Consider the following 22,395-nt stretch of genomic DNA (forward strand, 5'->3'; position numbering starts at 1 on the left):
ACGAAAAATCCCCTCGCACAGGAGGGGATGCCGCGCCGACTCCGACGGAACGTCTGTCGTCCGTCGGGACTGGTCAGCGCGGCTCGGTAAGCAGGAGGCGTACGGCACGCATGGCGCCAGGGTACCGCAGCGGCCGCGCGGGCCGCACCGGCGTTCCAGGGGCGGGACACGAGAAAGCGGGCCACCCGATCCGGGTGGCCCGCTTTCTCCTCCACGAAGATCCGTGGAGTTCCTGTGGAGCTAAGGAGAATTGAACTCCTGACCTCCTGCATGCCATGCAGGCGCTCTACCAACTGAGCTATAGCCCCTTGCTTTCCGTCTCCGTTCCGGTTTCCCTCGCGGCGACAGACAGAACATTAACCGGCTCCCCGGCAGATCTCCAAATCGATTACCGGGGCCCCTCCGGGCCGCCGGGTAGGGTCGCCGACTGTGTCCGTCTCCGTGCTCTCGAAAACCCGTGCCCGGCCGTGGCCCCTGGTCACCGCCGCGGCGGTCTGCCTGCTCTCGTTCGCGGCATTCTGGGTGGCGCAACGCCTCGCCCACGTGAACATGCTCGACGTGATGGTCTACCGGGCCGAGGGCGAGACGGTCCGGGCCGGCGGCGACCTGTACGCGATGCGCGCCACCTCGGCGAACCTCGGCATGACGTACCCGCCCTTCGCGGCCCTGCTGTTCGTCCCGCTGACCCTGGTGGGCGTTCCGCTGATGCGGACGCTCACCACCGGGGGGAACCTGCTCCTGGTGGTCACCCTGGTCCAGCTGTCGGTCCAGCTGGTCCGCCCGTCCCTGTCCCGCGCGGACCTGTGGCGCGCGACGTTCTGGATCGCCGCGGTGGTGGTCTGGTGCGAGCCGGTGTGGACGACCCTGCGGTACGGCCAGATCAACCTGCTCATAGCCGTGGCGGTGCTCTGGGACCTCACGCGGCGCGAGGGCAGCCGCTGGGCCGGCCTGGGCATCGGCCTGGCGACCGCGGTGAAACTCACACCGGGGCTCTTCGTGGTCCTGCTGCTCGTCGCGGGCGTGCTGCTGTGGCGCGGGGACCGGTCGTGGAACTGGTGGCTGCGCACGGCGGCGACGGCGACCGGGGTGTTCCTCGGGACGACGCTGGCCGTGGCGGTCGTCCTGCCCGCGGACTCGAAGAAGTTCTGGACGGAGACGCTGTTCGAAACGGGCCGGGTCGGCTTCGCCGAGGAGACCGCCAACCAGTCGATCCGCGGCGTCCTGGCCCGGCTGATGCACACCGACGACCCGGGCATGTGGTGGGCGGTGACGGCGGCCCTCATGGGCTGCGCCGCGATGGTGGTGGCGGTACGGGCCGCGCTGCGCGGCGACAGGGCCGTGGCGGTGGTCGTCTGCGCGTTCACGGCGCTGATGATCAGTCCGATCTCGTGGTCCCACCACTGGGTGTGGTGCGTGCCGCTGCTGATCCTGCTCGCGGACCGCGCCACGCGCGCGTGGCGGGTGGCGGGGCCGGTGGCCCTGGTGTTCGCGTCGTTCGCGCTGTGGTGGGTCCCGCACGACCCGGGCCGCCCCGAACTGGACCAGAACGCGGGCCAGATGCTGCTCTCCGCCGTCTATCCGCTGACGACGACGGTGCTGCTCGCGGGGTACGTGCTGACGCGACGGAAGCTGCGCGGGACGGAAGCCGGGCACGGGGAGGGGGCCGGGCGCGGGACGGGGACCGGTACGGGGACGTCGCAGCCGCTCCTGGAGGCCGTACCGGAACAGGAGCGCCAGGTCACGCCGGAGCAGGAACCCCGGACCGCGCCGGAGCGGGAGCCTCAGGCCGTGGCGAAGGAGTAGAACCGCTTGAGGGTGCAGTGCTCGTCGAGGAGCCGGCCGTAGATCGGCTCCCCCTCCAGCTCGCGGTAGGTCTCGATCGGGTCGCCTTTTATGATCAGCGCCCGAGCGCACTCCTCGCACCAGTACTGGAAATCCGGGTTGACGGGATCCATGTCGCGCACGATGGGCGTGCCGCTGCCGCACCAGTCGCACTTCCGCCTGTGTGCACCCATCAGTCAGCTCCAGCTGTGGCCGCAGGTCGCGCGCCCCGTCGTACACCTGGTCGTGCACCAACAGGACACCCTGCCGTTGTCGCCGAGCACGTGGGCCACCCTCCCGTCCGGATCCTGTCCCCCTCCGGCCGTCCGATTCTGCCATGGCTCCGCAAGGGGGCCGGCGTACTCGGCACAACGGGGCGAAACGACGAATCCCGCCCCCTGGTGGGGACGGGATTCGGTGACTGTGGAGCTAAGGAGAATTGAACTCCTGACCTCCTGCATGCCATGCAGGCGCTCTACCAACTGAGCTATAGCCCCTCGTGTTCTTCGCGCTCCGCGCTGCGAACAAGAAGAACTCTAGCCTGTGACCTGCCGGAAAGTGAAATCCGGGTCCGGCGGGCCCGCCGCGGGGCTCGACGGGGCTCAGTCGTCGTCGCCGAGGACCGGCTCGGGCAGTGTGCCGGCGTTGTGCTCCATCAGGCGCCAGCCGCGCGCGCCCTCGCCGAGGACGGACCAGCAGCAGTTCGAGAGCCCGCCCAGGCTCTCCCAGTGCCGGGACTCCAGGCCCAGGAGCCGGCCGATGGTGGTACGGATGGTGCCGCCGTGGCTGACCACGACGAGCGTGCCGTTGTCCGGGAGCTTGTCGGCGTGCTCCAGGACCACGGGAGCGGCCCGGTCGGCCACCTCGGTCTCCAGCTCGCCGCCGCCCCGGCGCACGGGCTCGCCGCGCTTCCACGCGGCGTACTGCTCGCCGTACCGCGCCACGATCTCGTCGTGGGTCAGTCCCTGCCACTCCCCCGCGTACGTCTCGCGCAGCGCGGCGTCGTGGGCGACGTCGTGGCCGGTGAGCGCGGCGAGCTCGGCGGCGGTGGCCGCCGCCCGCTTGAGGTCGGAGGCCACGATGGCGTCCGGCTGGAGCGCGGCGAGTAGCCGTGCGGCCCGGCGTGCCTGGGCGACGCCGGTCTCCGTCAGCTCGATGTCGGTCGAGCCCTGGAAGCGCCGCTCCAGGTTCCAGGAGGTCTGGCCGTGGCGCCAGAGGACGATGCGGCGGCCGGTGCCGCCCCTGGTGGCGCTCAGCTCAGCTCACCGTCCGGTCCGTCGGGGAGGCCGGAGGCGTGGCCGGAGGTGTCGACGCCGGTCAGGGCGGCGTGCTCGGCGCCCTTGCCACGGGTCTTCACGGCGTCCTCGGGCAGCTCCAGCTCGGGGCAGTCCTTCCACAGCCGCTCCAGGGCGTAGAAGACCCGCTCCTCGCTGTGCTGGACGTGGACGACGATGTCGACGTAGTCCAGCAGGATCCAGCGCGCGTCGCGGTCGCCCTCGCGGCGGACCGGCTTGGCGCCGAGTTCCTTGAGCAGTCGCTCCTCGATCTCGTCGACGATCGACTTGACCTGGCGGTCGTTGGGCGCGGAGGCGAGCAGGAAGGCGTCGGTGATCGACAGCACGTCGCTGACGTCGTACGCGATGATGTCGTGCGCGAGCCGGTCGGCGGCCGCCTGGGCGGCGGTCTTGACGAGCTCGATGGAACGGTCCGTAGCGGTCACAAGCAGGCTTTCGTCGGCGGTCCAGTACCCCTCCAGGGTCTCACGGACCGCCGACGGCGCCGTCTGGCTTTTCCGGGGCGCGGCCGGCGGCGCCCCGGTCGGCCCCGGCCATGATCCGCCGGACAGGCCCTAGCCGGCTCCGGAGGCCTTGTAGTCGCGGCCCAGGACGACGGTGACGGCGGCCGTCCCCGTGGTCTCGCCCTTGCGGACCGAGGTGTCCGGCAGGCCCAGCGTCTTGGCGACCTCGGCGGCCGCCGCCTTCCGGGCGTCGTCACCGTAGAGGACCTGCGACTTCTCCTGGGCCGGTGCCCCGGTGGCGCCCACGATGGCGTAGCCGCCGTTGGCCAGTACGATCCGGGCCGCCTCGGCGGCGTTCCTGCCGGAGCCGTCCTTCAGGGAGACGCGGGTGATGCCGTCCGCCTCGGGGGCGGTGACCTTGCCTCCGAGGATGTCCTTCACGACGCTGTCGCTCGCGCCGTCGGTCAGGGCGCCGTCCTCCTCCACCGGGAGCACGGCCGTCTTGTAGGCGCCTACCTTGGCGTGTTCGGCGAGCTTGGCCAGGGAGGCGCCGAGGTCCTTCTCGGGGAGCGAGGGGTCGAGGATCTGCTGGAGGGTCTCGATGGTGACCGTGGCGGCCGCGGGGTCGTCGGAGATCTTCCGCAGCACTCCGTACAGGACCTGACCGAAGCGCTGGAGCTGCTTGGCGTCGGCCTCGCCGGGGGCCCGGTAGGTGGCGTAGGCGACGGCGGCGCGGCCGTTCAGCGTCTGCTTCTCGCCCTGCTTGACGAGTGGCTCGCCGCCCTTGGGGGCGGGCACGTCGGTGTCGGTGTCGGTCTCGATGCCGCTGACGACCTCGACCAGGTTCTCCAGGTACGGGGTGTCCAGGCGCCAGGTGCCGGTGATCCTGGTGCCGAGGAGGTTGCCGATCGACTCCCGGGTGCCGCTGGAGCCGTCGTCCTCGACCGACTTGCCGAGGGTGGTCGCGGAGCCCTCGGCGTCGGCGACGACGACGGAGTTGGGGAGCAGGACGGTGGTGCCCTGGCGGGTGGTCGCGTTCTCCACGAGGAGGGCGGTGGAGGTTCCGCCGTTCGCGGTGTCGTGGAGGTGGACCACGATGGTGTCGCGCTTCTGGGGGCCGGTCGCGGTACCCCCCTTCTCCTCGGGGGCGGAGGTGCCGGGGAGCAGACCCGCGGACCACAGGTAGCCGACGCCGCCGACGGCGGCGAGCACGAGGACGACGACGAGCGCGACGATCCGGTTGCGGCCCCGCCGCCTGGCCTCCTCGCGCCGCTCCGAGCGGCTCTCGGTGAACTTGAGCCAGTCGATGACGTCCTCGGAGTCCTCGTCGGGCTCCTCGATGAACGAGAACTGCTCGGTGCGGTACTCGCGGTCGTCGCCGCCCGTACGGGACGGGGCGGGGCGCTCGGAGGGGGTCCGACCCGGGGCGGACCGTTCGGAGGCGGGGCGCTGGCCGGGGACGCCGGGCGGGGCGGCGACGGGCGCGGCCGGGGCCTCGGGGGCCGGCCGGACGGACTCGGACCGGACCTGCGGCTGGGCCTGCGGCTCAGGACGGTGCTGCGGCTGGGTCTGGGGCTGCTGCGGCTGGACGGCCCACTGCTGTCCGGTCCCGGCCCCCGTCCCGGCGTCGTAGGAGTCGTAGGAGGGGTAGGCGTAGCCCTGCTGCCCGTACGGGTCGTACGAGGGCTGCTGCGGCTGCTGGGCCTGCTGCGGCTGCTGCTGGGCGTAGGGGTCGTAGCCGTACGTCTGCTGCTGTTGTTGCTGCTGCCGCGAAGGCTGCTGACCGTACGGGTCGTAGTGCTGCGCGGGCTGCTGCTGCGCCTGCGGCTGCTGGTACACCGGCTGTCCGTACTCGTCGTAGCCGATGATCTGCGGCTGCGGACGGTACGGATCGTACGGGTGCTGCTGGTCGTTCACCGGTGCCCCTCCCCGAAGCTCACTGGCCGCGGTACAACTGGCGCTTGTCGATGTAGCGCACCACGCCGTCCGGCACCAGATACCAGACGGGATCGCCCTGCGCGACCCTCGCCCGGCAGTCGGTGGAGGAGATGGCGAGCGCGGGGACCTCGACGAGCGAGACCCCTCCCTTGGGCAGCCCGTCGTCGGTGAGGTCGTGCCCCGGGCGGGTGACGCCGATGAAGTGGGCGAGCGAGAAGAGTTCCTCCGCGTCGCGCCAGGTGAGGATCTGCGACAGCGCGTCGGCCCCGGTGATGAAGAAGAGGTCCGAGTCGTCGTTGAGGGAGCGCAGGTCCCGCAGGGTGTCGATGGTGTAGGTCGCGCCGCCGCGGTCGATGTCGATCCGGCTGACCGAGAACTGCGGGTTGGACGCCGTGGCGATGACCGTCATCAGATAGCGGTCCTCGGGCGCGGACACGGCCTTGTGGCTCTTCTGCCACGGTTGCCCGGTCGGCACGAACACCACCTCGTCGAGGTGGAACAGGGCGGCGACCTCGCTGGCCGCCACCAGGTGTCCGTGGTGGATCGGGTCGAAGGTTCCGCCCATCACGCCGAGTCGGCGCTTGCCGCGCCCGCCAGTAGGCACTTCCTGCTCTCCCATGCGTGCAGAGCCTACTGGCACGGCGACGGCCGCCGGATCAGCGGTGCCGGTTCAGCGGTCGCGGTTGAAGCGGGTGGTGATCCACAGCAGCAGAAGCAGGGCGCCCAGGGCACCGAAGCCGGTGAGGTAGGGGTTGAGGCTTTCGTGGTTGCCGCCGTGCTCGGCACCCTCGGCGAGGGTGACCAGGTGGGCGGCGGCGCTGTGGAGGCTCATCTTCGGCAGACCTAACGATCGGGGATGGGAGCGGAGACTTCGCGCACATCGTATGCGGGGCATCCGGACGCGCTCACGCCGACTCAGGCGTTCGCGTCGCGCTCCGTGTTGTCGCCCGTCCCGGCGGTGCCGTCCCCGCCCGGGGCGGCCGTGTCGCCGGTGTCGCCGGTGCGGTAGCCGCGCAGCAGGAACCAGGCGAGCAGGACCCCGCCCACGATCGAGGCGAGCAGCACGGTCCGGAGCGTGTCGCCCGGTCCCTGGTCCGCGGCGGCGGCGAGCAGGGCGGCCGCGGCGTCGATGGTGGCGGCTGTGTCCGGCATGTCGGTCGTGCCCTTCGGTCGTCCTCGGTGCCCGAGTTATCCACAGGCCCCGCCCCACGGTAGCGCCAGCGCCTAGTCTGGGGGCAGTCAGGGGGACGAGCACCGACTCGTACGAACAGGGGGCATCCATGACCGAGAACGACCACGGGAGCGCGCCGAGCAGGCAGCGGAAGCGGTTCCCGGGCATCTCCTCGCGGGCCTACGAGCATCCGGCCGACCGCTCGGCGCTGGTGGCGCTGCGCAAGCTCAGCGGCTTCGACACGGCCTTCAAGGCACTCAGCGGGCTGTTGCCGGAGCGCAGTCTGCGACTTCTCTACCTCTCGGACTCCGTCCGGGTGAGCGACGCGCAGTTCAGTCACCTCAACGACATGCTGCGGGACGCCTGTTACATCCTGGACCTGGAGAAGGTCCCGCCGATGTACGTGACGCAGGACCCGAAGCCCAACGCGATGTGCATCGGTCTGGACGAGCCGATCATCGTGCTCACCACCGGCCTCGTGGAGCTCCTCGACGAGGAGGAGATGCGGGCCGTCGTCGGCCACGAGGTGGGGCACGCCCTCTCCGGGCACGCCGTGTACCGCACGGTCCTGCTGTTCCTCACCAATCTGGCGCTCAAGATCGCCTGGATTCCGCTGGGGACGGTCGCGATCACGGCCATCGTGACGGCGCTGCGCGAGTGGTTCCGCAAGTCGGAGCTCTCCGCCGACCGGGCCGGGCTGCTCGTCGGGCAGGACGTGCGGGCCTCGATGCGCGGTCTGATGAAGATCGCCGGCGGCAACCACCTGCACGAGATGAACGTGGACGCGTTCCTCGCCCAGGCCGACGAGTACGAGAAGGCCGGGGACCTGCGGGACTCGGTCCTGAAGATCCTCAACGTGCTGCCGCGCTCGCACCCCTTCACGGCCGTCCGGGCGGCGGAGCTGAAGAAGTGGTCGGAGAGCCGGGACTTCCAGCGGATCATGGACGGGCACTACCCGAAGCGCTCGGAGGACAAGGACGCCTCGGTCTCGGACTCCTTCCGCGAGTCGGCCGGGCACTACGCCGAGACCGTGCGGAACAGCAAGGATCCGCTGTTCAAGCTGGTCGGGGACATAGCCGGCGGCGCCGGTGACCTGGCGGGCGACCTGGGCGGCCGGCTGCGCAACCGGTTCGGCGGCCAGGGCTCCGCGAAGGCGGACGGCGGCAAGGCCTCGGCCGGGGACGACGAGGCCCGGGGCGACGCCGGGAACGGTCAGAACGAGGGCTGAGCCCGCGGGGCCAGCGCTCCGCACAGCGAGGGGGCGGCGGGCCGGTCCGTGGCGTACGGGTCGGTGACCGCCGGGCCGCCGCCCGCCTCGGCGGCCCGCGCCCCCGCCAGGAGCGGCTTCAGGGAGCCCGTGGTGTCCGTGTCGCAGGCCTGCGGTCCGGCCTCCGAGGTGCTGCTCAGGAGCTCGGCGCGGTGCGCCCGCAGGTCCTCGCGGTCGAAGCGGAAGTGCACCACGCGGTGGACGGTGAAGAGGGACGCCGCGGCCACCGGTCCGGCGCCTCGGGCAGCCGGGCGGAGGGCGTAGGTGTACGTGTGGTCCGCCGTGACGTCCAGGGTGTCGGGTCCGGTCTCCTCGAAGCGGAGGGTGCCCTGGACCCGGACGGCGGGGTCCGCGAGGGCGACCTCCCGGGGGTCGAAGCGGACGAGCCAGGCGGCGAGGGCGTGGCGGCCGTCGTCGGCGGGCGTTTCGACGCTCCGGTCGAACTGCGCCAGCTGGTCGGGGTCGAGCAGCAGGCGTACGGGCCGCACGGTGGCGCCGCTCAGGACCTCGGGGTCCAGGGAGGAGGCGGTGAGGTACTTCCTGGCGATGTCGAGGGCGGCGACGACCTGGCTCGCGGCGAAGTGGGTGGTGCGTCCGGCGACCGGCAGGTTGACGCCGGCGGCTCCGACGCGGTACTCGGCGGCCGGGCTGCGGGCGAAGAGCCACGCGGGTTCGCCGCCGGGGACGGGGTCCCGGGGGGCGAGCCGGACGAGGGTGGTCCGCAGGGGTTCGGCGCGCTGGTCGACGGGGGGCTGGTAAGGGTTGCGGACGCCCAGGTAGACGGCGGTGCCGAAGGCGAGGAGGACGAGCAGGACGAGCAGGAACGCCTGGCGGGAGCCGCTCCGGGCGGTTTCGGTGGGGAGGCTGCGGACGGCCTGGGCGTGTTCGCCCATCCGCTCCCGGGCCGAGAACTCCTGAAGGTGGGCAGCACGGACGAACGCCTCGTCGAAGACGACGGATCGGTACTCGTCCTCACCACCGCCGGGGAACCCCTCGGGTGTCCCCTCAGGCGGGTCGCCACGCCCTGCCATACCTTCAGGGTAGGTCTGCGGGGGCTTCGGTAAACGCCCAGGTACACGACAAGTTCCGAGGAATTCCGCCATCGGGGTCACACGGGGAGTGACGGGGCGCTCACGGAAACGCAGCGGGGTCACGGCCCGGCGAGGGCTCGGAGAAGGTGCGGGGCGGTCCCGGGGCCGATTCGGATCCGGAGGGCCGGGTGAGGGCTATCCGGGGGACGCGGAGCGTACGGCGGGGGCGTGGGCCGCGGGCGGGGCCGGGTTCGGGGTCGGTGCGTCGACCCCGGTGGTGGCGGGCGGCGGGACCTGGTCCTGGCGGTTGGCGGCGGCGCCCCGGTAGACGGCGCTGAAGGCGAGGGCGACCATGCCGACCCCCATGACGAGGGCGAGGACCCAGGCGACGGGCCGGTGCCAGCGGGCGCTGCCCCGGTAGGGGCGCAGGGCGCCGCCGTGGGGCCCGTAGGGGCTGTCGTCGTCACCGATGTCGTCGGGCTCGTAGGTGAGGCCCAGCGGGTCGTGGCCGTCCTCGTAGAGGTCGTCGTCGGCCGGCCCGCCGCCCGCGCGGGCGCGGGCCGACTCGGCCTCGGCACGGGCCTGGGCGGCGGCGAGGAGCCGCTCGACCGCGGTCGGCTCGTGGACGGGGGCGGCCCGGACGAACTCCTCGTCGAAGACCACGGCGGCGTGGACCTCGTCAGCGCCTCCGCGGTCGACAGAGTCCTCGGGGTCTCCGCCGTTCTGGAACGGCCTGTCCCCCACGTCGTCCGGCACGGGTTCAGGGTAGCCCCGGAAGGGGGTTTTGGGCAGGGAGAGTGCGAACCCTCCCTGCCCGTCCCGAAAGCCCGTACGTGGCGAAAAACGGAAGTGGATACCGAAGGAGGTGTTACCGCACGTGACCGTCGCCGGTGACGATGTACTTGGTGGAGGTCAGCTCGGGAAGGCCCATGGGACCCCTGGCGTGCAGCTTCTGGGTGGAGATGCCGATCTCGGCGCCGAAGCCGAACTGGCCGCCGTCCGTGAACCGGGTGGAGGCGTTCACGGCGACCGTGGTGGAGTCGACCAGCTGGGTGAAGCGGCGGGCCGCGGCCTGCGAGGTGGTGACGATCGCCTCGGTGTGGCCGGAGGACCACGTCCGGATGTGCTCCACGGCCTTGTCGAGGGAGTCGACCACGGCGGCGGCGATGTCGTACGAGAGGTACTCGGTCTCCCAGTCCTCCTCCGTGGCCGGGACGACGGTGGCCTTGGAGCCCTCGGCGAGGGCGAGGGTCCGCTCGTCGGCGTGGACGGTGACGCCGGCCTCCGCGAGGGCGTCGAGGGCCCGGGGCAGGAAGGCCTCGGCGACGTCCCGGTGGACGAGGAGGGTCTCGGCGGCGTTGCAGACGCTGACCCGGTGGGCCTTGGAGTTGATCAGGACGTCCACGGCCGTGTCGAGGTCGGTCTCGGCGTCGACGTAGACGTGGCAGTTGCCGGTGCCGGTCTCGATGACCGGGACGGTGGACTCCTCGACGACGGTCTTGATGAGGGAGGCGCCGCCGCGCGGGATGAGGACGTCGACGAGGCCGCGGGCGCGCATCAGCTCGCGGACCGAGTCGCGGGACTCGCCGGGGACGAGCTGGACCGCGTCGGCGGGCAGCCCGGCGCCCCCGACGGCGTCGCGCAGGACGGCCACCAGGGCGTTGTTGGAGGCGTACGCGGAGGAGGAGCCGCGGAGGAGGACGGCGTTGCCGGACTTGAGGCAGAGGGCGGCGGCGTCGACGGTGACGTTCGGGCGGGCCTCGTAGATGATGCCGACGACGCCGAGGGGGACGCGGACCTGGCGCAGGTCGATGCCGTTGGGGAGGGTCGAGCCGCGGACGACCTCGCCGACGGGGTCGGGCAGCGCGGCCACGTCGCGGACGTCGGCGGCGATGGCCCGGACGCGCTCGGGGGTGAGGGTGAGCCGGTCGACGATGGCCTCGCTGGTCCCGGCCTCGCGGGCCTTGGCGATGTCCACGGCGTTGGCCTCGACGATCTCGGCGGTGCGCGCTTCGAGGGCGTCCGCGACGGCGAGGAGTGCCTCGTCCTTGACCGCGCGCGGGAGTGGCGCGATTTCGGCGGCGGCGGCGCGGGCCCGGTGGGCGGCCCGGGTGACCGGGGAGAGGTCGTCGAGGGGCGTGAGCGAGGTCATGTCCGCAGGGTACTGGCACCCCTGCGGACATCCCTCACGTATCCCGCACTCCGAGACGTATCCCTGGACGGGCTCCCGGGCACGGCCCGGGGCGTGCCCCCGGACACGGCCCGGACGCCCTGGTCGGGGGTCCCGCCCCTCAGTAGGGGTGGACGCCGACCGGGGCGGCGGGCGGCGGGCCGTAGCCCTCCGCGATCCGCTGGTGGTAGGTCTCGCGGTCGATGACCTCCAGGCCCACGATCTCCCAGGGCGGCAGCTTGGCGGTCTGCCGGTGCTCGCCCCACAGGCGCAGGGCGACGGCCGCGGCGTCGTGCAGGTCGCGGGCCTCCTCCCAGTACCGGATCTCGGCGTGATCGTTGGCGTAGCGGCTGGTCAGCAGGAAGGGATGGTCGTGGGCCAGCTGTTCGAGCCCCCGGCGCACCTCCTTCAGCGGCGACTCCACGCCCGAGACGCTGAGGGTGATGTGCCAGAGCTTGGACACGGGCCGTTCCTCGGCGCGTGCCTCACGTGTCTCGCGTGCCTCATGCGTGTCGGTGGTGGTCTCGGTCTTCCTGTCCGTGGACCCGTCCCGTGACGCGTCGAAGTCGGCTCCGGCCTCGACGCTGGTCAGGACGCGTTCGGCAGTCCCACGGGGCGGCGCCCCTGGGCGCGCTCGTCTCACCGGCGACCTCCTGTGTGATGCGTGTGGTGCTGTACCCCGCCTTGCTCTTAACCCCCGAGACAAAGTTGACCAGTCCGAGGCGGCACTTGGGGCGGTTTTGGTGAACGTCCCTTCCGGATGGCCGCAGTTTCAGCCGTTTCGGCGGAGGCGTTCGACGGATGGCGTACGGTGCGCGGCACGCGGCCGGCGAGACGCCCGGCCGAGGGCGCGTCCGGCCGGGGGCGCGTCCGACTGGGGGTGCGTCCGGCCGGGGCGCGCGGTCAGGCGATGACGACGAGGTCGTCGCGGTGGACGACCTCGCGCTCGTACTCCGGCCCCAGCTCCCTGGCGAGCTCGTGGGTGGAGCGCCCGAGCATCCGGGGGAGCTCCTTGGCGTCGAAGTTGACGAGGCCGCGGGCGACGGCCCGGCCGGCGGCGTCGCGCAGCTCGACCGGGTCACCGGCCACGAAGTCGCCCTCGACGGCCGCGACACCGGCCGCGAGCAGGGACTTCTTGCCCTCGACGACCGCGCGGACGGCCCCGTCGTCGAGAGAGAGGGAGCCCTGCGGGGTGGAGGCGTGGGCGAGCCAGAGGAGCCGGTCGGCGGAACGGCGGCCGGTGCGGTGGAAGTACGTGCCGGTGTCCCGGCCCGCGAGGGCGTCGGCGGCGCGGCTCGCGGAGGTGAGGACGACGGGGATGCCGGCGGCGGCGGCGATCCGGGCCGCCTCGACCTTGGTGACCATGCCGCCGGTGCCGACGCCCGCCTTGCCGGCCGAGCCGATCTCGACGTGGGCGATGTCCTCGGGGCCCGTGACCTCGGTGATCCTCGACGTGCCGGGCTTGGACGGGTCGCCGTCGTAGAGCCCGTCGACGTCGGAGAGCAGCACGAGCAGGTCGGCGCGGACGAGGTGGGCGACGAGGGCGGCGAGCCGGTCGTTGTCCCCGAAGCGGATCTCGTCCGTGGCGACGGTGTCGTTCTCGTTGACGACGGGCAGCGCGCCCATGGTGAGGAGCTGGTCGAGGGTCCGGTACGCGTTGCGGTAGTGGGCGCGCCGGCTGGTGTCGTCGGTGGTGAGGAGGACCTGGCCGACGCGGACGCCGTAACGGGCGAAGGAGGCGGTGTAGCGGGCCACGAGCAGGCCCTGGCCGACGCTGGCGGCGGCCTGCTGGCGGGCGAGGTCCTTGGGGCGTCGGGTGAGGCCGAGCGGGGCGAGGCCCGCGGCGATGGCGCCGGAGGAGACGAGGACGATCTCCTTCTCGCCGCCGCTGCGGACCTTGGCGAGCACGTCCACGAGGGCGTCGACCCGGTCGGCGTCGAGGCCTCCGGAGGCGGTGGTGAGGGAGGAGGAGCCGACCTTGACGACGATCCTGCGGGCCTCCGTCACGTACTGCCTCGCGCTGTCCGTCTGACCCGTCACCTGCGTCGTCACCTGCGTCGTCCTCACTCGCCGTCCGTGGCGCCGGGCGCTGCGCGCTCCGGCCGCCAGGGCAATCTACGCGAGCCGGGAGGGCTGCCGCTCGTCCGTTTCGCTCCCCGGACCGGACGGGCCGGACGCGGCGGACGCGCCGGGGGCCGCGTCGTTGCCGCGGGGCACCAGGATCCGCTGGGAGATCAGGTAGGTGAAGGGGATCGCGACGACTGCCGCCACGAGTGGCGCGATCCTTTCGTTCATTCCGGCCAAGGTGACGAGCACGAACAGGCCGGTGCTCTGCACCACGAAGTTGGTGAGGTTGGCGAGGGGGAAGAGGGCGAACTTCTTCCAGGTGGGGCGGGTGCGGTAGGTGAAGTAGGTGTTGAGGAAGAAGGAGCCGATCATGCTGAGCACGAAGGCGAGGGAGTTCGCGGCGAGGTACGGCATCCACGGGTGCAGGAGCAGGTAGAACCCGAAGAACGTGCCGGTGTTGATCCCGCCCACCAGACCGAAGCGGATGATCTCCGCGAGCCGCGCCCGCCGGGCGGAGGCCCGTCCGGCGGAACCGGCGCCCCCGGCGGAACCTGAACCGGAAACGGCAGGTCCTGCACCCTCGGCGGGACCCGGACCGGGACCGGGACCGGGACCGGAACCGGTTCCGGAGCCCACAGGTCCGGCACCCTCACCGACCGCGTGACCGGTCTCTCCGACCGGGCCGGGTCGCTCCTCCCGGCCCGTCCCCATCAGCGCTCCCGCTCGGTGGTCGCGACGCGCAGGTGGTCGGCGGCGCGGTCGGCGATGGTGCGGCCGGCGGTCGCGCTGTCGAGGGAGCGGTGGGTCTCCTTGACGAGGAAGTGCGGCCGGCGCTTGGTCTCGTAGTAGATGCGGCCGATGTACTCGCCGATCAGCCCCAGCATCATCATCTGCACACCGCCGAGGCCCACGATGATCGCGACCAGGGTGACGTAGCCGGGCGCGTCGACGCCCTGGGTGATGGCGTTGACCGCGACCCAGACCGCGTACACGGCGGCGAGGCCGGTCAGCATCATGCCGAGCCAGAGGGCCATCCGCAGCGGACGGTTGTTGAAGGAGATCAGCCCGTCCATGCCGTAGTTGAGCAGGGAGCTGAACTTCCACTTCGTCTCGCCGCCCTCGCGCGCGGCGTTCTGGTAGTCGAAGGTGACGGTGTCGAAGCCGATCCAGGAGAAGAGGCCCTTGGAGAAGCGGTTGTACTCGGGGAGCGAGAGCAGCGCGTCCACGGCGGGCCGGGAGAGCAGCCGGAAGTCGCCGACGCCGTCGGTGAGCTCCACGTCGACCCAGCGGTTGACGGCCCGGTAGTAGGTGCGGCTGAGGGCGCTGCGGATCTTCTTGTCGCCCTCGCGGGTGCGTCGCGCTATCACCTGGTCGTGGCCCTGGTGGTAGAGCTCCAGCATGCGGCCGAGCAGCTCCGGCGGGTGCTGGAGGTCGGCGTCCATGATCACCACGGCGTCGCCGACGGCCTTGGTCAGGCCCGCGAGCATGCCGGCCTCCTTGCCGAAGTTGCGGCTGAAGGAGGCATACTGGGTGCCGTTCGGGTGCCGGGAGGCGATCTCCCGCAGCTTGCCCAGCGTTCCGTCGGAGCTGCCGTCGTCCACGTAACAGATCTCGTAGTCGACCGCGAGGGTGTCGAGCACCTGACGCATCCGCGCGTCGAAGAGCTCGATCACGTCCTCCTCGTTGAAGCAGGGGACGACGACGGAAAGCTTGGTCATGGAACGGTCACTCCAGAAGGATGGACGAGAGCACGCTCTGAGGGGCCACCACCGGGCTCTTCTTCAAGCGGCACCGCGCGGTACAAGGTGGTGATGACCGTCCGGCGCGCCCTGCGTGGCCGTCCCGGTCGGCATGTCGTCCATACAATAAGGCATCGGGAAAGACCTTGGAAATACGCGGCATTTCACTCATTCGTCCCGTATGAGACATCCCGAGGTCGACAGAAGTCACCATCGGCGAGACAGGATCTCCCCCCTCGGAACGGCCGGAACAGTCGAAACGGCCGGAGCGACCGGAGCGACCGGAGCCGCCGCCATTCCCCGGTCCCGCCCCGCGGAACCCCGGGGCGGTGTGTTTCCCGTCACTCCGCCCGGCCCGGCGTGAGAGGGTTCGCGGTGGCTTCTCCCCCCGTACGCGGCCCCATGTGAACGGTGCCGGTGAGGAAACGCCCGTACGGGCGACTCCCGACACGCGGGGATGATGGTCACGCGGGCCCGTTCCTTCCGCCACGATCGGAACGCGGCGGGCCCCGCGCCGCCGAAAGGCACGAAGAGCCGGACGGGGAACACCAGGTAGCTTGGGTGTGTCTGGAGGAAAGACAAATGGATCGAGGTGCAAGTGCCTGACGTCTCCGTGGTCGTCATCGCCTACAACGACGCAGAGCGTCTCCCGACGGCCGTCCGGTCGGTGCTGGATCAGACCCTGCACGGCGTCGAAGTGGTGATCGTCGACGACTGCAGCAAGGACAGCACCTTCGAGGTCGCCCAGGCGCTCGCCGCCGCGCACCCCGACCGGGTGAGGGCCTTCCAGCTGCCGCAGAACAGCGGCGGCTGCGGCGCTCCCCGCAACTACGGCATCCAGCGGTGCGCCGGCGACTACGTCATGTTCCTCGACAGCGACGACGTCCTCGAACGCAACGCCTGCCGCAACATGCTCGACGCCGCCGAGAGCACCGGCTCCGACATCGTCTCCGGCCTCTGCGTCCGCGTGCACCTGGACAGCCGCCACAAGAAGACCACCCCCTGGTACCCGTGGATCTACTCCACGACCCGGACGATCGAGTCGATCACCGAGCTGCCGGACCTGCTGACCTTCGACACCCTGTCGACGAACAAGTGCTACCGCCGGGAGTTCCTCCTGGAGGCCGGCCTGGAGTTCCCGGTCGGCATCCACTACGAGGACCTGCTCTTCTCGGCCCAGGCCTACGTCGCCGCGCGCCGGATCACGCTCATCCCCAACACGGTCTACCACTGGAACGTGCAGGAGAGCGCCGCCGCCAAGTCGATCAGCAACCGGCGCCACGAGATCGCCAACTTCGTGCACCGCATGGAGATACACCGCCGGGTGGACGCCCTGCTGGAGAGCAAGGGCTACGACGAGCTCAAGTACCGCAAGGACATCAAGTTCCTCAAGCACGACCTGGTCCTCCACTTCCGCGACCTGTCGCTGCTCGACGAGGACTACCGGCGCGAGTTCGCCGAGCTGGCCAACGGCTACCTCGCCGAGATCGACCCGAGGGCGTACGAGGAGGTGCAGCCGCTGCACGCCATCTGCGCCTACCTGCTGAGCAAGGAGGACTGGGACAACCTGCTCCCGGCCACCGAGGCGCTCACCAACGCGGGCCGCCTCACCTCCCCGCTCGCCGAGGTCGACGGGCAGGTCTACTGGTGCGACCGGCACCTGGACACCGAGCAGGGCCGCCAGGTCCTCGACGTCACCGCGCGCGGCTTCCACACCCGCCCGCTCACGACGCTCGCCCTCGGCAACCGGCTCACCTCGTACGAGAGCACCGACGGCGTCGTCAGGCTGGCCGGCCGGGTCGTCAACCCGCTGGGCCGGATCGCCCCGGACGCGAAGCTCGGCGCGGTCCTGGAGTTCTCGGCCCGCCGCAGCGTCGGCGGCAAGGCCGCCCGCATCCCGGTGACCTCGGTCCGGCACGCCGGCGAGTGGATCGAGTGGGAGGGCACGGCGGACGTCGCCCGCACCGTGCGCCCGCTCGGCATCATCGACGCCGTCTGGGACGTCCGCCTGATCCTCACGGTCGACGGCCAGGAGCTGCGCACCCGGGTCTCCGTCGGCGGCACCCCCCTGGACAACGCGCGCTCCCTGAAGGTCCGTCCGCGGCTGACGACGCTGGTCTCCGACCGCTTCGTCCCCGAGATCACGAAGAAGGGCAACCTCTCCTACGTGCTCTCCGCCGAGGGCAAGGCGGCCGTGCACACCTCCTCGATGATCGAGGGCGCCATGCACGGGCGCACCGCCCAGCTGGCGAAGACGAGCCTGCGCCGCCTCCTGAAGGCCAAGAAGGACCTGAACTCGGGCGAGACCAAGCTGCGCGTCTACCACGAGTTCTACAGCAAGCTGCCGATCCGCAAGGGCCTCGTGGTCTTCGAGAGCCACCTCGGCAAGCAGTACAGCGACAGCCCCAGGGCGATCTACGAGGAGATGCGCCGCCAGGGCGTCCGCTTCGAGGCCGTGTGGTCCTACGAGGGCGCGAAGCCGACCGGCTTCCCCCAGGACGCCACCCTCGTGAAGCGCTGGAGCTGGCAGTACCTGCGGGCGCTCGCCCAGGCCGAGTTCTGGATCGACAACCAGGGCTTCCCGCTGCGCCTCGCCAAGCGCCCGGGGACCACGTACATCCAGACCTGGCACGGCACCGCCCTCAAGCGGATGGGCTTCGACGAGCCCAACACCAAGGCGCGCGGGCTCGCCGCCCAGGCCGCCTTCCAGAAGTCCCTGGACCGCTTCGACCACTTCCTGATCCGCGGCGAGCACGACCGGCGGACCCTCGCGAAGGGCTTCCGGCTCCGCGACGAGGTGCTGCTGCCCGTCGGCTACCCGCGCAACGACGAACTGGCCGAGACCCGCCGCAAGGAGGCCGAGACCGGCGTCCGGGAGCGCGGCGAGCTCGCCGCGAAGCTGGGCATCGCCCCGGAGAAGAAGGTGCTCCTGTACGCGCCGACCTTCCGGGCCGCCCCGGGCGGCAAGGTCCGCGCCTTCAAGGCCCCGTTCGACGTCGAGGAGTTCGCCGAGCGCTTCGGCGAGACCCACACGCTGCTGATCAGGACGCACTACCTGAACAGCGTGACGCTGCCGCCGTCGGTGCGGGGACGGGTCGTCGACGTCTCCTCCCACCACGACATCACCCCGCTCCTCGCCCTCGCGGACGGGCTGATCACCGACTACTCGTCCGTGATGTTCGACTACGGGCTGCTCGACCGCCCGATGGTCTTCTTCACCTACGACTACGACGAGTACGCCAAGGAGAACCGAGGCACCTACTTCGACCTGAAGGAGCGCGCGCCGGGCCCGGTCGTGGCCACGGCGGAGGAACTCTTCGGAGTGATCGCCAACTTCAAGGACGAGGCCGACACCAAGTACGCGGCGGCCCGCCAGCGGTTCAACGCAGAGTTCAGCGAGTACGACCGGGGCGACGCGGCCCGCCGGATCGTCGCCAAGTTCTTCACCGGGAGCGGGAAGTGACCAACCAGACCGCCGCGTCCGGCGGCCGCGACGTCTTCATCGTCTCCAACAGCGTGGACGAGATGGGCGGCGTGACCACCTGGACGCACCAGATGGCCCGCGAGTTCACCGCCCGCGGCCACCGGCTGCACGTCATCGGCATCACCCCCGCCCCGGCCGGGCGGCGGCACGAGTTCCCCGAGCCGCTGCCGTACGACACCACCACGCTGTACGACGCCCACCCCCCGCAGGTGAAGCCGCTGCGCGGCCTCAAGGGCCGGCTGAACGCGGCGGAGCGGCGGCGCCGCGCCGCCCGGGCCGCCGGGATGCGGGAGCGCGCGGACCGGATGACGGCGCTCTTCGCCGCCGCCCGGCCCGGCGCGGTCGTGATCGTGACCCAGGTGTGGGCGATGGAGTGGGTGGCGCTCGCCGACACCAAGGGCCTCCTGGTGATCGGCATGAGCCACGAGTCGTACGCGGCCAGTGCCGCCTCCTCCCGGCTCGCCCGGGTGAAGCGGCACTACCGGGACGTCGACCGGCTCCTCGCCCTCACCCCGGGCGACGCGGACCAGTTGATCCGCGCCGGCATGGACAACGTCGGGCACATGCCGAACGCCCTGCCGTTCATGCCGTCGGCGCCGGTGCCGCGCGAGGAGAAGGTCGTGGTCTCCGTCGGCCGCCTCTCGCACGAGAAGGGCGTCGACATGCTGCTCGACGCCTGGGCCGAGACCGCCCCCCGCCACCCCGACTGGAAGCTGCGGATCTACGGCGCCGGCGACGAGGAACAGGCGCTGCGGCGGCAGACCACCGAGCTGGGCCTCGACGGGTCCGTGGAGTGGATGGGCCGCACCAACGACGTGCTCGGGGCGCTCTCCGGGGCCTCGGTGTTCGCGCAGGCGTCCCGCGCCGAGGGCTTCCCGATCACCCTCCTGGAGGCGATGGCGGCGGGCGTGCCGTGCGTCGCGTTCGACTGCGCGCCGGGCGTCCGGGAGATCATCCGGGACGGCGAGGACGGGCTGCTCGCCCGGCTCGGCAACGCGGCGGAGCTCGGCGGGCACATCAGCACGCTGATCTCCGACAAGGAGCTGCGCGACCGGATGGGCGACGCGGCCTTCGAGAACGTGAAGCGGTACTCGCCCGACGAGATCACCGACCGCTGGGAGGCGCTGTTCGCCTTCCTGGAGCGCTGACGGACCGCGACGCGAGACCGTCGTACGGGGCTTCGTACGGGAAAGGGCCGGGGAGGGCGACTCCCCGGCCCTTTCGCGTGCGTTCCGTACGGCGTCAGACGGCGGCGGCGGCGCGGTTCGCGACCCAGCCGGCCCAGGCCGACTCGATCATGTCGCGCACGTCGTGGCGGGCCTTCCAGCCCAGCTCGGCGGCGATGCGGTCGGCGGAGGCCACCACGCGGGCCGGGTCGCCGGGGCGGCGCGGGGTGACCAGGGGCTCGGTCGTGTGGCCGGTGATCTCGTTGATCAGCGCCACCATCTCGGTGACGGAGACGCCCTCGCCGCGGCCGATGTTGACCGTCAGGTCGCGCGGCTCGCCCGCCTCGGCCCACTCCGCGAGCTTGCGGGCGGCGACGAGGTGCGCGTCGGCCAGGTCCTCGACGTGGATGTAGTCGCGGACGCAGGTGCCGTCGGGGGTGTCGTAGTCGTCGCCGAAGATCCGCGGGGCCTCCCCCGCGTCCAGGCGCTCGAAGACCATCGGGACCAGGTTGAAGACCCCGGTGTCCGCCAGCTCGGGGGTCGCCGCGCCGGCCACGTTGAAGTAGCGCAGGCAGGCCGTGGAGATGCCGTGGGCGGCGCCCGTCGCACGGACCAGCCACTCGCCCGCCAGCTTCGTCTCGCCGTACGGACTCAGCGGCAGGCAGGGGGTCTCCTCGGTGACGAGGTCGACGTCCGGCATGCCGTAGACGGAGGCGGAGGAGGAGAAGAGGAAGTTGCGCACGCCGGCGGCGGCGACGGCCTCCAGGAGGACCGTGAGGCCGATGACGTTCTCGCGGTAGTAGTGCAGCGGCAGTTCGACGGACTCGCCGACCTGCTTCTTGGCGGCGAGGTGGACGACGCCGGTCACGCCGTGCTCGGCGATCGTACGGTCCAGGACCTCGCGGTCGAGCGTCGAACCGACCACCAGCGGCACGCCCTCCGGCACCCGGGTCTCGTAGCCCGTGGACAGGTCGTCGAGGACGACGACCCGCTCGCCCGCCCGCGTCATGGCGCGGACCACGTGCGAGCCGATGTATCCGGCACCACCGGTGATCAGATAAGTCATAGCGCCCCAAACCTTTCACTGAGAACTGCGGACGAACCGGCGGAACCGGGCCCTGACCACCCGGAAGCCGTCCCGGGCACCGGACACCATCCGTACCGCCAGCGAACCGTTCGCCGTCGTGTACTGCTGCACCAGGAGTACACCGTACCGGCTGCTCGGAAGCACCGACCGCCGCTGGGTTCCGGCCACCGGCCGGAGCGCGGTCGTGTACGTCTCGCCGTTCGCGCAGGTCACCGTCACGGAGAAGTCCCACAGCTGGACGCCCCGGCGGCCGATCCGCCGTCCGGCGCCGACCAGCCGGTTGAGCCGGACCGGGGCGCGGCCCGTCCAGTGGGGCTCCGTTCCGTCCCCGTCGGTCCCGGCCCGCAGCTCGACCCGTTCGGTGTGGACGGGCTCGGCCCCGCCGCGCGGCAGGAACGCGACCTCGGCGGTACGGGGGACGGCCTCCGCGAGCCGCCCGTACAGGTCCCGTGCCGTGAGGGTCAGGTCGCCGGGGCGCAGGACGGCGTCGACGACGAGCGGCAGTTCGCCGAGCGGCAGCCGGTCCACACCGTCGAGGCGGGCCTCCGGCAGGTCCTCGGCCCAGACGGCGTCGGCGGGGGTGCCGGCGTACGGCGGGAGCAGCCGGCCCGGTTTGGCACACAACCGTGACAGTCGGAGCAGGTCGCGCGGCTCCTTCGCGGCCAGCAGGAAGCGGGCGGCCCAGCGGGCGGGGGCGACGGCGGCGGCGATCTCCGGCTCCCGAAAGCCGGCCAGGTGCTCGCGGGTGGCCTCCCACCACTCGGCGCGGTGGCCGGCGTCGCGCCGCCGCAGGTCCCGGGCGTACATCCGCAGGTCGTGTTCGAGGAACTTGGTGCGGCAGGCGGCGGCGAGGTCCGTCCGCCCCGCCCCAGCGAAGGTCTCGACGGCCGCGCGGTGGGCGGCGATCCGGGAACGCCAGTTGGAGACGTCCTTCCGGTCGAGGGAGATCGACAGCTGGGCGGCGGTCCGGCGCACGTGCCAGACGTAGACGGTGTCGGGGACCACGGCGACGCGGGGGGCGGCGGCGTACACCCGGGCGGTGAAGAGGAAGTCCTCGTAGACGAACCGGCCGTCGGGGAAGCGGATGCCGTGCGCGTCGAGGAAGGCGCGGTCGTAGACCTTGTTGACGCAGAGGGTGTCGTGGACGAGGGGGCGCAGCTCCTCGGGGGTCTCCAGGACGGCCGGTTCCCGGTAGAGGGCGGGCTGCCAGCGCACGTCCCTGCCCTCGGGGAGCTCGCGGCGCACGCAGACGCCGACGGCGACGGGGGCGCGGTGCCGCTCCGCGGCGGCGACCAGGGCCTCGGCGGCGCCGGGCGGCAGGACGTCGTCGCTGTCGAGGAACATGACGTACGGGGCGGTGGCGGCCGCGATGCCGTCGTTGCGCGGGGTGCCGCAGCCGCCGCTGTTCTCCGTGCGGCGCACCACCCGCACCCGGGGGTGCAGGGCGGCCAGTTCGTCGAGCACCCCCGCCGTGCCGTCGCCGGAGCGGTCGTCGACCGCCACGACCTCGGCCACCACGGGACCCTGGTCGAGCGCGGACCTGACGGCCTCGCCGACCAGCTCCTCGTCGTTGTAGGCGATGACGACGACGCTGAGCAGGCCCGCGGTCTCGGGCGGGGGAACGGTACTCACGGGCAGGATCCTACGGGAGCCCCCGGACCCCTCCCCCGGCCGGTCGAGGGGCTTCCCGGCCCCGCTCCGACGGGCCGGGACCTG

Annotated in this window: 20 protein-coding genes and 2 tRNA genes; 4 read left to right on the forward strand and 18 right to left on the reverse strand. The window is 71.9% G+C overall.

Translation table 11 applies throughout. The annotated features are described in order from the left end of the window. Positions 1-235: 235 nt before the first annotated feature. A tRNA-Ala gene (locus OO47_RS15610) sits at positions 236-308 on the reverse strand. Between the two features lie 121 nt (positions 309-429). Between OO47_RS15610 and OO47_RS15615 the strand changes: the two genes are divergently transcribed. Further along, positions 430-1,803 carry a glycosyltransferase 87 family protein gene (locus OO47_RS15615; RefSeq protein ID WP_078489673.1) on the forward strand — a complete coding sequence of 458 codons (1,374 nt, stop codon included), beginning with the start codon at positions 430-432 and terminating at the stop codon, positions 1,801-1,803. Here the strand turns inward: OO47_RS15615 and OO47_RS15620 are convergent. The 8 genes from OO47_RS15620 to OO47_RS15655 all read right to left on the reverse strand — a co-directional run bounded on the left by OO47_RS15620 (position 1,782) and on the right by OO47_RS15655 (position 6,649). After that, on the reverse strand, positions 1,782-2,015 hold the full coding sequence (locus OO47_RS15620; RefSeq protein WP_030211122.1) for a hypothetical protein: 234 nt from the start codon (positions 2,013-2,015) through the stop codon (positions 1,782-1,784). The two genes, OO47_RS15615 and OO47_RS15620, sit on opposite strands and share 22 nt — an antisense overlap. Positions 2,016-2,245: 230 nt before the next feature. Beyond that, positions 2,246-2,318 (reverse strand) — tRNA-Ala (locus OO47_RS15625). Positions 2,319-2,423: 105 nt separating this feature from the next. Next, positions 2,424-3,077: a histidine phosphatase family protein gene (locus OO47_RS15630; RefSeq protein ID WP_030211126.1), complete on the reverse strand. Its 654-nt coding sequence runs from the start codon at positions 3,075-3,077 to the stop codon at positions 2,424-2,426. Then, positions 3,074-3,541, reverse strand: coding sequence for a ribosome silencing factor (rsfS, locus tag OO47_RS15635; RefSeq protein ID WP_030211130.1), 468 nt, complete (start codon positions 3,539-3,541; stop codon positions 3,074-3,076). The genes OO47_RS15630 and rsfS overlap by 4 nt, the downstream gene beginning before the upstream one ends. A gap of 129 nt (positions 3,542-3,670) precedes the next feature. Continuing rightward, complete coding sequence (locus OO47_RS15640) at positions 3,671-5,476, reverse strand: LCP family protein (RefSeq protein WP_030211134.1); 1,806 nt, start codon at positions 5,474-5,476, stop codon at positions 3,671-3,673. A 19-nt stretch (positions 5,477-5,495) separates the two neighbouring features. Next, on the reverse strand, positions 5,496-6,116 hold the full coding sequence (gene nadD, locus OO47_RS15645) for a nicotinate-nucleotide adenylyltransferase (protein ID WP_030211136.1): 621 nt from the start codon (positions 6,114-6,116) through the stop codon (positions 5,496-5,498). 51 nt (positions 6,117-6,167) lie between these two features. Continuing rightward, entirely contained in the window at positions 6,168-6,329 is a 162-nt protein-coding gene (locus tag OO47_RS37270) for a hypothetical protein (RefSeq protein ID WP_030211138.1), read from the reverse strand. A gap of 83 nt (positions 6,330-6,412) precedes the next feature. Then, positions 6,413-6,649 (reverse strand): hypothetical protein, encoded by a 237-nt coding sequence (locus OO47_RS15655; protein ID WP_030211140.1) that lies wholly within the window; start codon positions 6,647-6,649, stop codon positions 6,413-6,415. A gap of 128 nt (positions 6,650-6,777) precedes the next feature. On the opposite strand from OO47_RS15655, the gene OO47_RS15660 reads away from it, so the two are divergent. After that, positions 6,778-7,896 carry a M48 family metallopeptidase gene (locus OO47_RS15660; protein ID WP_030211143.1) on the forward strand — a complete coding sequence of 373 codons (1,119 nt, stop codon included), beginning with the start codon at positions 6,778-6,780 and terminating at the stop codon, positions 7,894-7,896. Here OO47_RS15660 and OO47_RS15665 read toward each other — a convergent pair. The 7 genes from OO47_RS15665 to OO47_RS15695 all read right to left on the reverse strand — a co-directional run bounded on the left by OO47_RS15665 (position 7,881) and on the right by OO47_RS15695 (position 14,921). Then, positions 7,881-8,966 (reverse strand): SCO2583 family membrane protein, encoded by a 1,086-nt coding sequence (locus OO47_RS15665; RefSeq protein ID WP_030211145.1) that lies wholly within the window; start codon positions 8,964-8,966, stop codon positions 7,881-7,883. The two genes, OO47_RS15660 and OO47_RS15665, sit on opposite strands and share 16 nt — an antisense overlap. A 195-nt stretch (positions 8,967-9,161) precedes the next feature. Then, entirely contained in the window at positions 9,162-9,722 is a 561-nt protein-coding gene (locus OO47_RS15670; protein WP_030211146.1) for an SCO2584 family spore wall biosynthesis protein, read from the reverse strand. 112 nt (positions 9,723-9,834) lie between these two features. Continuing rightward, positions 9,835-11,118, reverse strand: coding sequence for a glutamate-5-semialdehyde dehydrogenase (locus tag OO47_RS15675; protein ID WP_030211148.1), 1,284 nt, complete (start codon positions 11,116-11,118; stop codon positions 9,835-9,837). Between the two features lie 139 nt (positions 11,119-11,257). Continuing rightward, positions 11,258-11,779 (reverse strand): hypothetical protein, encoded by a 522-nt coding sequence (locus OO47_RS15680; protein ID WP_030211150.1) that lies wholly within the window; start codon positions 11,777-11,779, stop codon positions 11,258-11,260. Positions 11,780-12,039: 260 nt separating this feature from the next. Continuing rightward, positions 12,040-13,143 (reverse strand): glutamate 5-kinase, encoded by a 1,104-nt coding sequence (gene proB, locus OO47_RS15685; RefSeq protein ID WP_030211153.1) that lies wholly within the window; start codon positions 13,141-13,143, stop codon positions 12,040-12,042. 108 nt (positions 13,144-13,251) lie between these two features. Then, on the reverse strand, positions 13,252-13,674 hold the full coding sequence (locus OO47_RS15690) for a GtrA family protein (protein WP_324606514.1): 423 nt from the start codon (positions 13,672-13,674) through the stop codon (positions 13,252-13,254). A gap of 239 nt (positions 13,675-13,913) precedes the next feature. Further along, positions 13,914-14,921: a glycosyltransferase family 2 protein gene (locus OO47_RS15695; protein WP_030211157.1), complete on the reverse strand. Its 1,008-nt coding sequence runs from the start codon at positions 14,919-14,921 to the stop codon at positions 13,914-13,916. Positions 14,922-15,534: 613 nt separating this feature from the next. On the opposite strand from OO47_RS15695, the gene OO47_RS15700 reads away from it, so the two are divergent. Both OO47_RS15700 and OO47_RS15705 read left to right on the forward strand, forming a co-directional pair. Continuing rightward, entirely contained in the window at positions 15,535-18,405 is a 2,871-nt protein-coding gene (locus OO47_RS15700; RefSeq protein WP_030211159.1) for a bifunctional glycosyltransferase/CDP-glycerol:glycerophosphate glycerophosphotransferase, read from the forward strand. 62 nt (positions 18,406-18,467) lie between these two features. Next, positions 18,468-19,574 carry a glycosyltransferase gene (locus OO47_RS15705; RefSeq protein WP_078489675.1) on the forward strand — a complete coding sequence of 369 codons (1,107 nt, stop codon included), beginning with the start codon at positions 18,468-18,470 and terminating at the stop codon, positions 19,572-19,574. A gap of 94 nt (positions 19,575-19,668) precedes the next feature. Here OO47_RS15705 and galE read toward each other — a convergent pair whose 3' ends face one another. Both galE and OO47_RS15715 read right to left on the reverse strand, forming a co-directional pair. Further along, the gene (gene galE, locus OO47_RS15710; RefSeq protein WP_030211163.1) at positions 19,669-20,658 is read right to left on the reverse strand and encodes a UDP-glucose 4-epimerase GalE; all 990 of its coding nucleotides are present in this window, start codon (positions 20,656-20,658) and stop codon (positions 19,669-19,671) included. A 15-nt stretch (positions 20,659-20,673) separates the two neighbouring features. After that, complete coding sequence (locus OO47_RS15715; protein ID WP_030211173.1) at positions 20,674-22,311, reverse strand: glycosyltransferase family 2 protein; 1,638 nt, start codon at positions 22,309-22,311, stop codon at positions 20,674-20,676. Between the last annotated feature and the right edge of the window lie 84 nt (positions 22,312-22,395).

Source organism: Streptomyces bikiniensis (assembly GCF_000716625.1).
Lineage (GTDB): Bacteria > Actinomycetota > Actinomycetes > Streptomycetales > Streptomycetaceae > Streptomyces > Streptomyces bikiniensis.

Bases quoted from the DNA above. Each gene is read 5' to 3' on its own strand.
- OO47_RS15620 (WP_030211122.1), bottom strand. From the start codon at position 2,015: ATGGGTGCACACAGGCGGAAGTGCGACTGGTGCGGCAGCGGCACGCCC.
- OO47_RS15695 (WP_030211157.1), bottom strand. From the start codon at position 14,921: ATGACCAAGCTTTCCGTCGTCGTCCCCTGCTTCAACGAGGAGGACGTG.
- OO47_RS15655 (WP_030211140.1), bottom strand. From the start codon at position 6,649: ATGCCGGACACAGCCGCCACCATCGACGCCGCGGCCGCCCTGCTCGCC.
- OO47_RS15675 (WP_030211148.1), bottom strand. From the start codon at position 11,118: ATGACCTCGCTCACGCCCCTCGACGACCTCTCCCCGGTCACCCGGGCC.
- OO47_RS15705 (WP_078489675.1), top strand. From the start codon at position 18,468: ATGGGCGGCGTGACCACCTGGACGCACCAGATGGCCCGCGAGTTCACC.
- OO47_RS37270 (WP_030211138.1), bottom strand. From the start codon at position 6,329: ATGAGCCTCCACAGCGCCGCCGCCCACCTGGTCACCCTCGCCGAGGGT.
- OO47_RS15660 (WP_030211143.1), top strand. From the start codon at position 6,778: ATGACCGAGAACGACCACGGGAGCGCGCCGAGCAGGCAGCGGAAGCGG.
- OO47_RS15665 (WP_030211145.1), bottom strand. From the start codon at position 8,966: ATGGCAGGGCGTGGCGACCCGCCTGAGGGGACACCCGAGGGGTTCCCC.
- galE (WP_030211163.1), bottom strand. From the start codon at position 20,658: ATGACTTATCTGATCACCGGTGGTGCCGGATACATCGGCTCGCACGTG.
- nadD (WP_030211136.1), bottom strand. From the start codon at position 6,116: ATGGGAGAGCAGGAAGTGCCTACTGGCGGGCGCGGCAAGCGCCGACTC.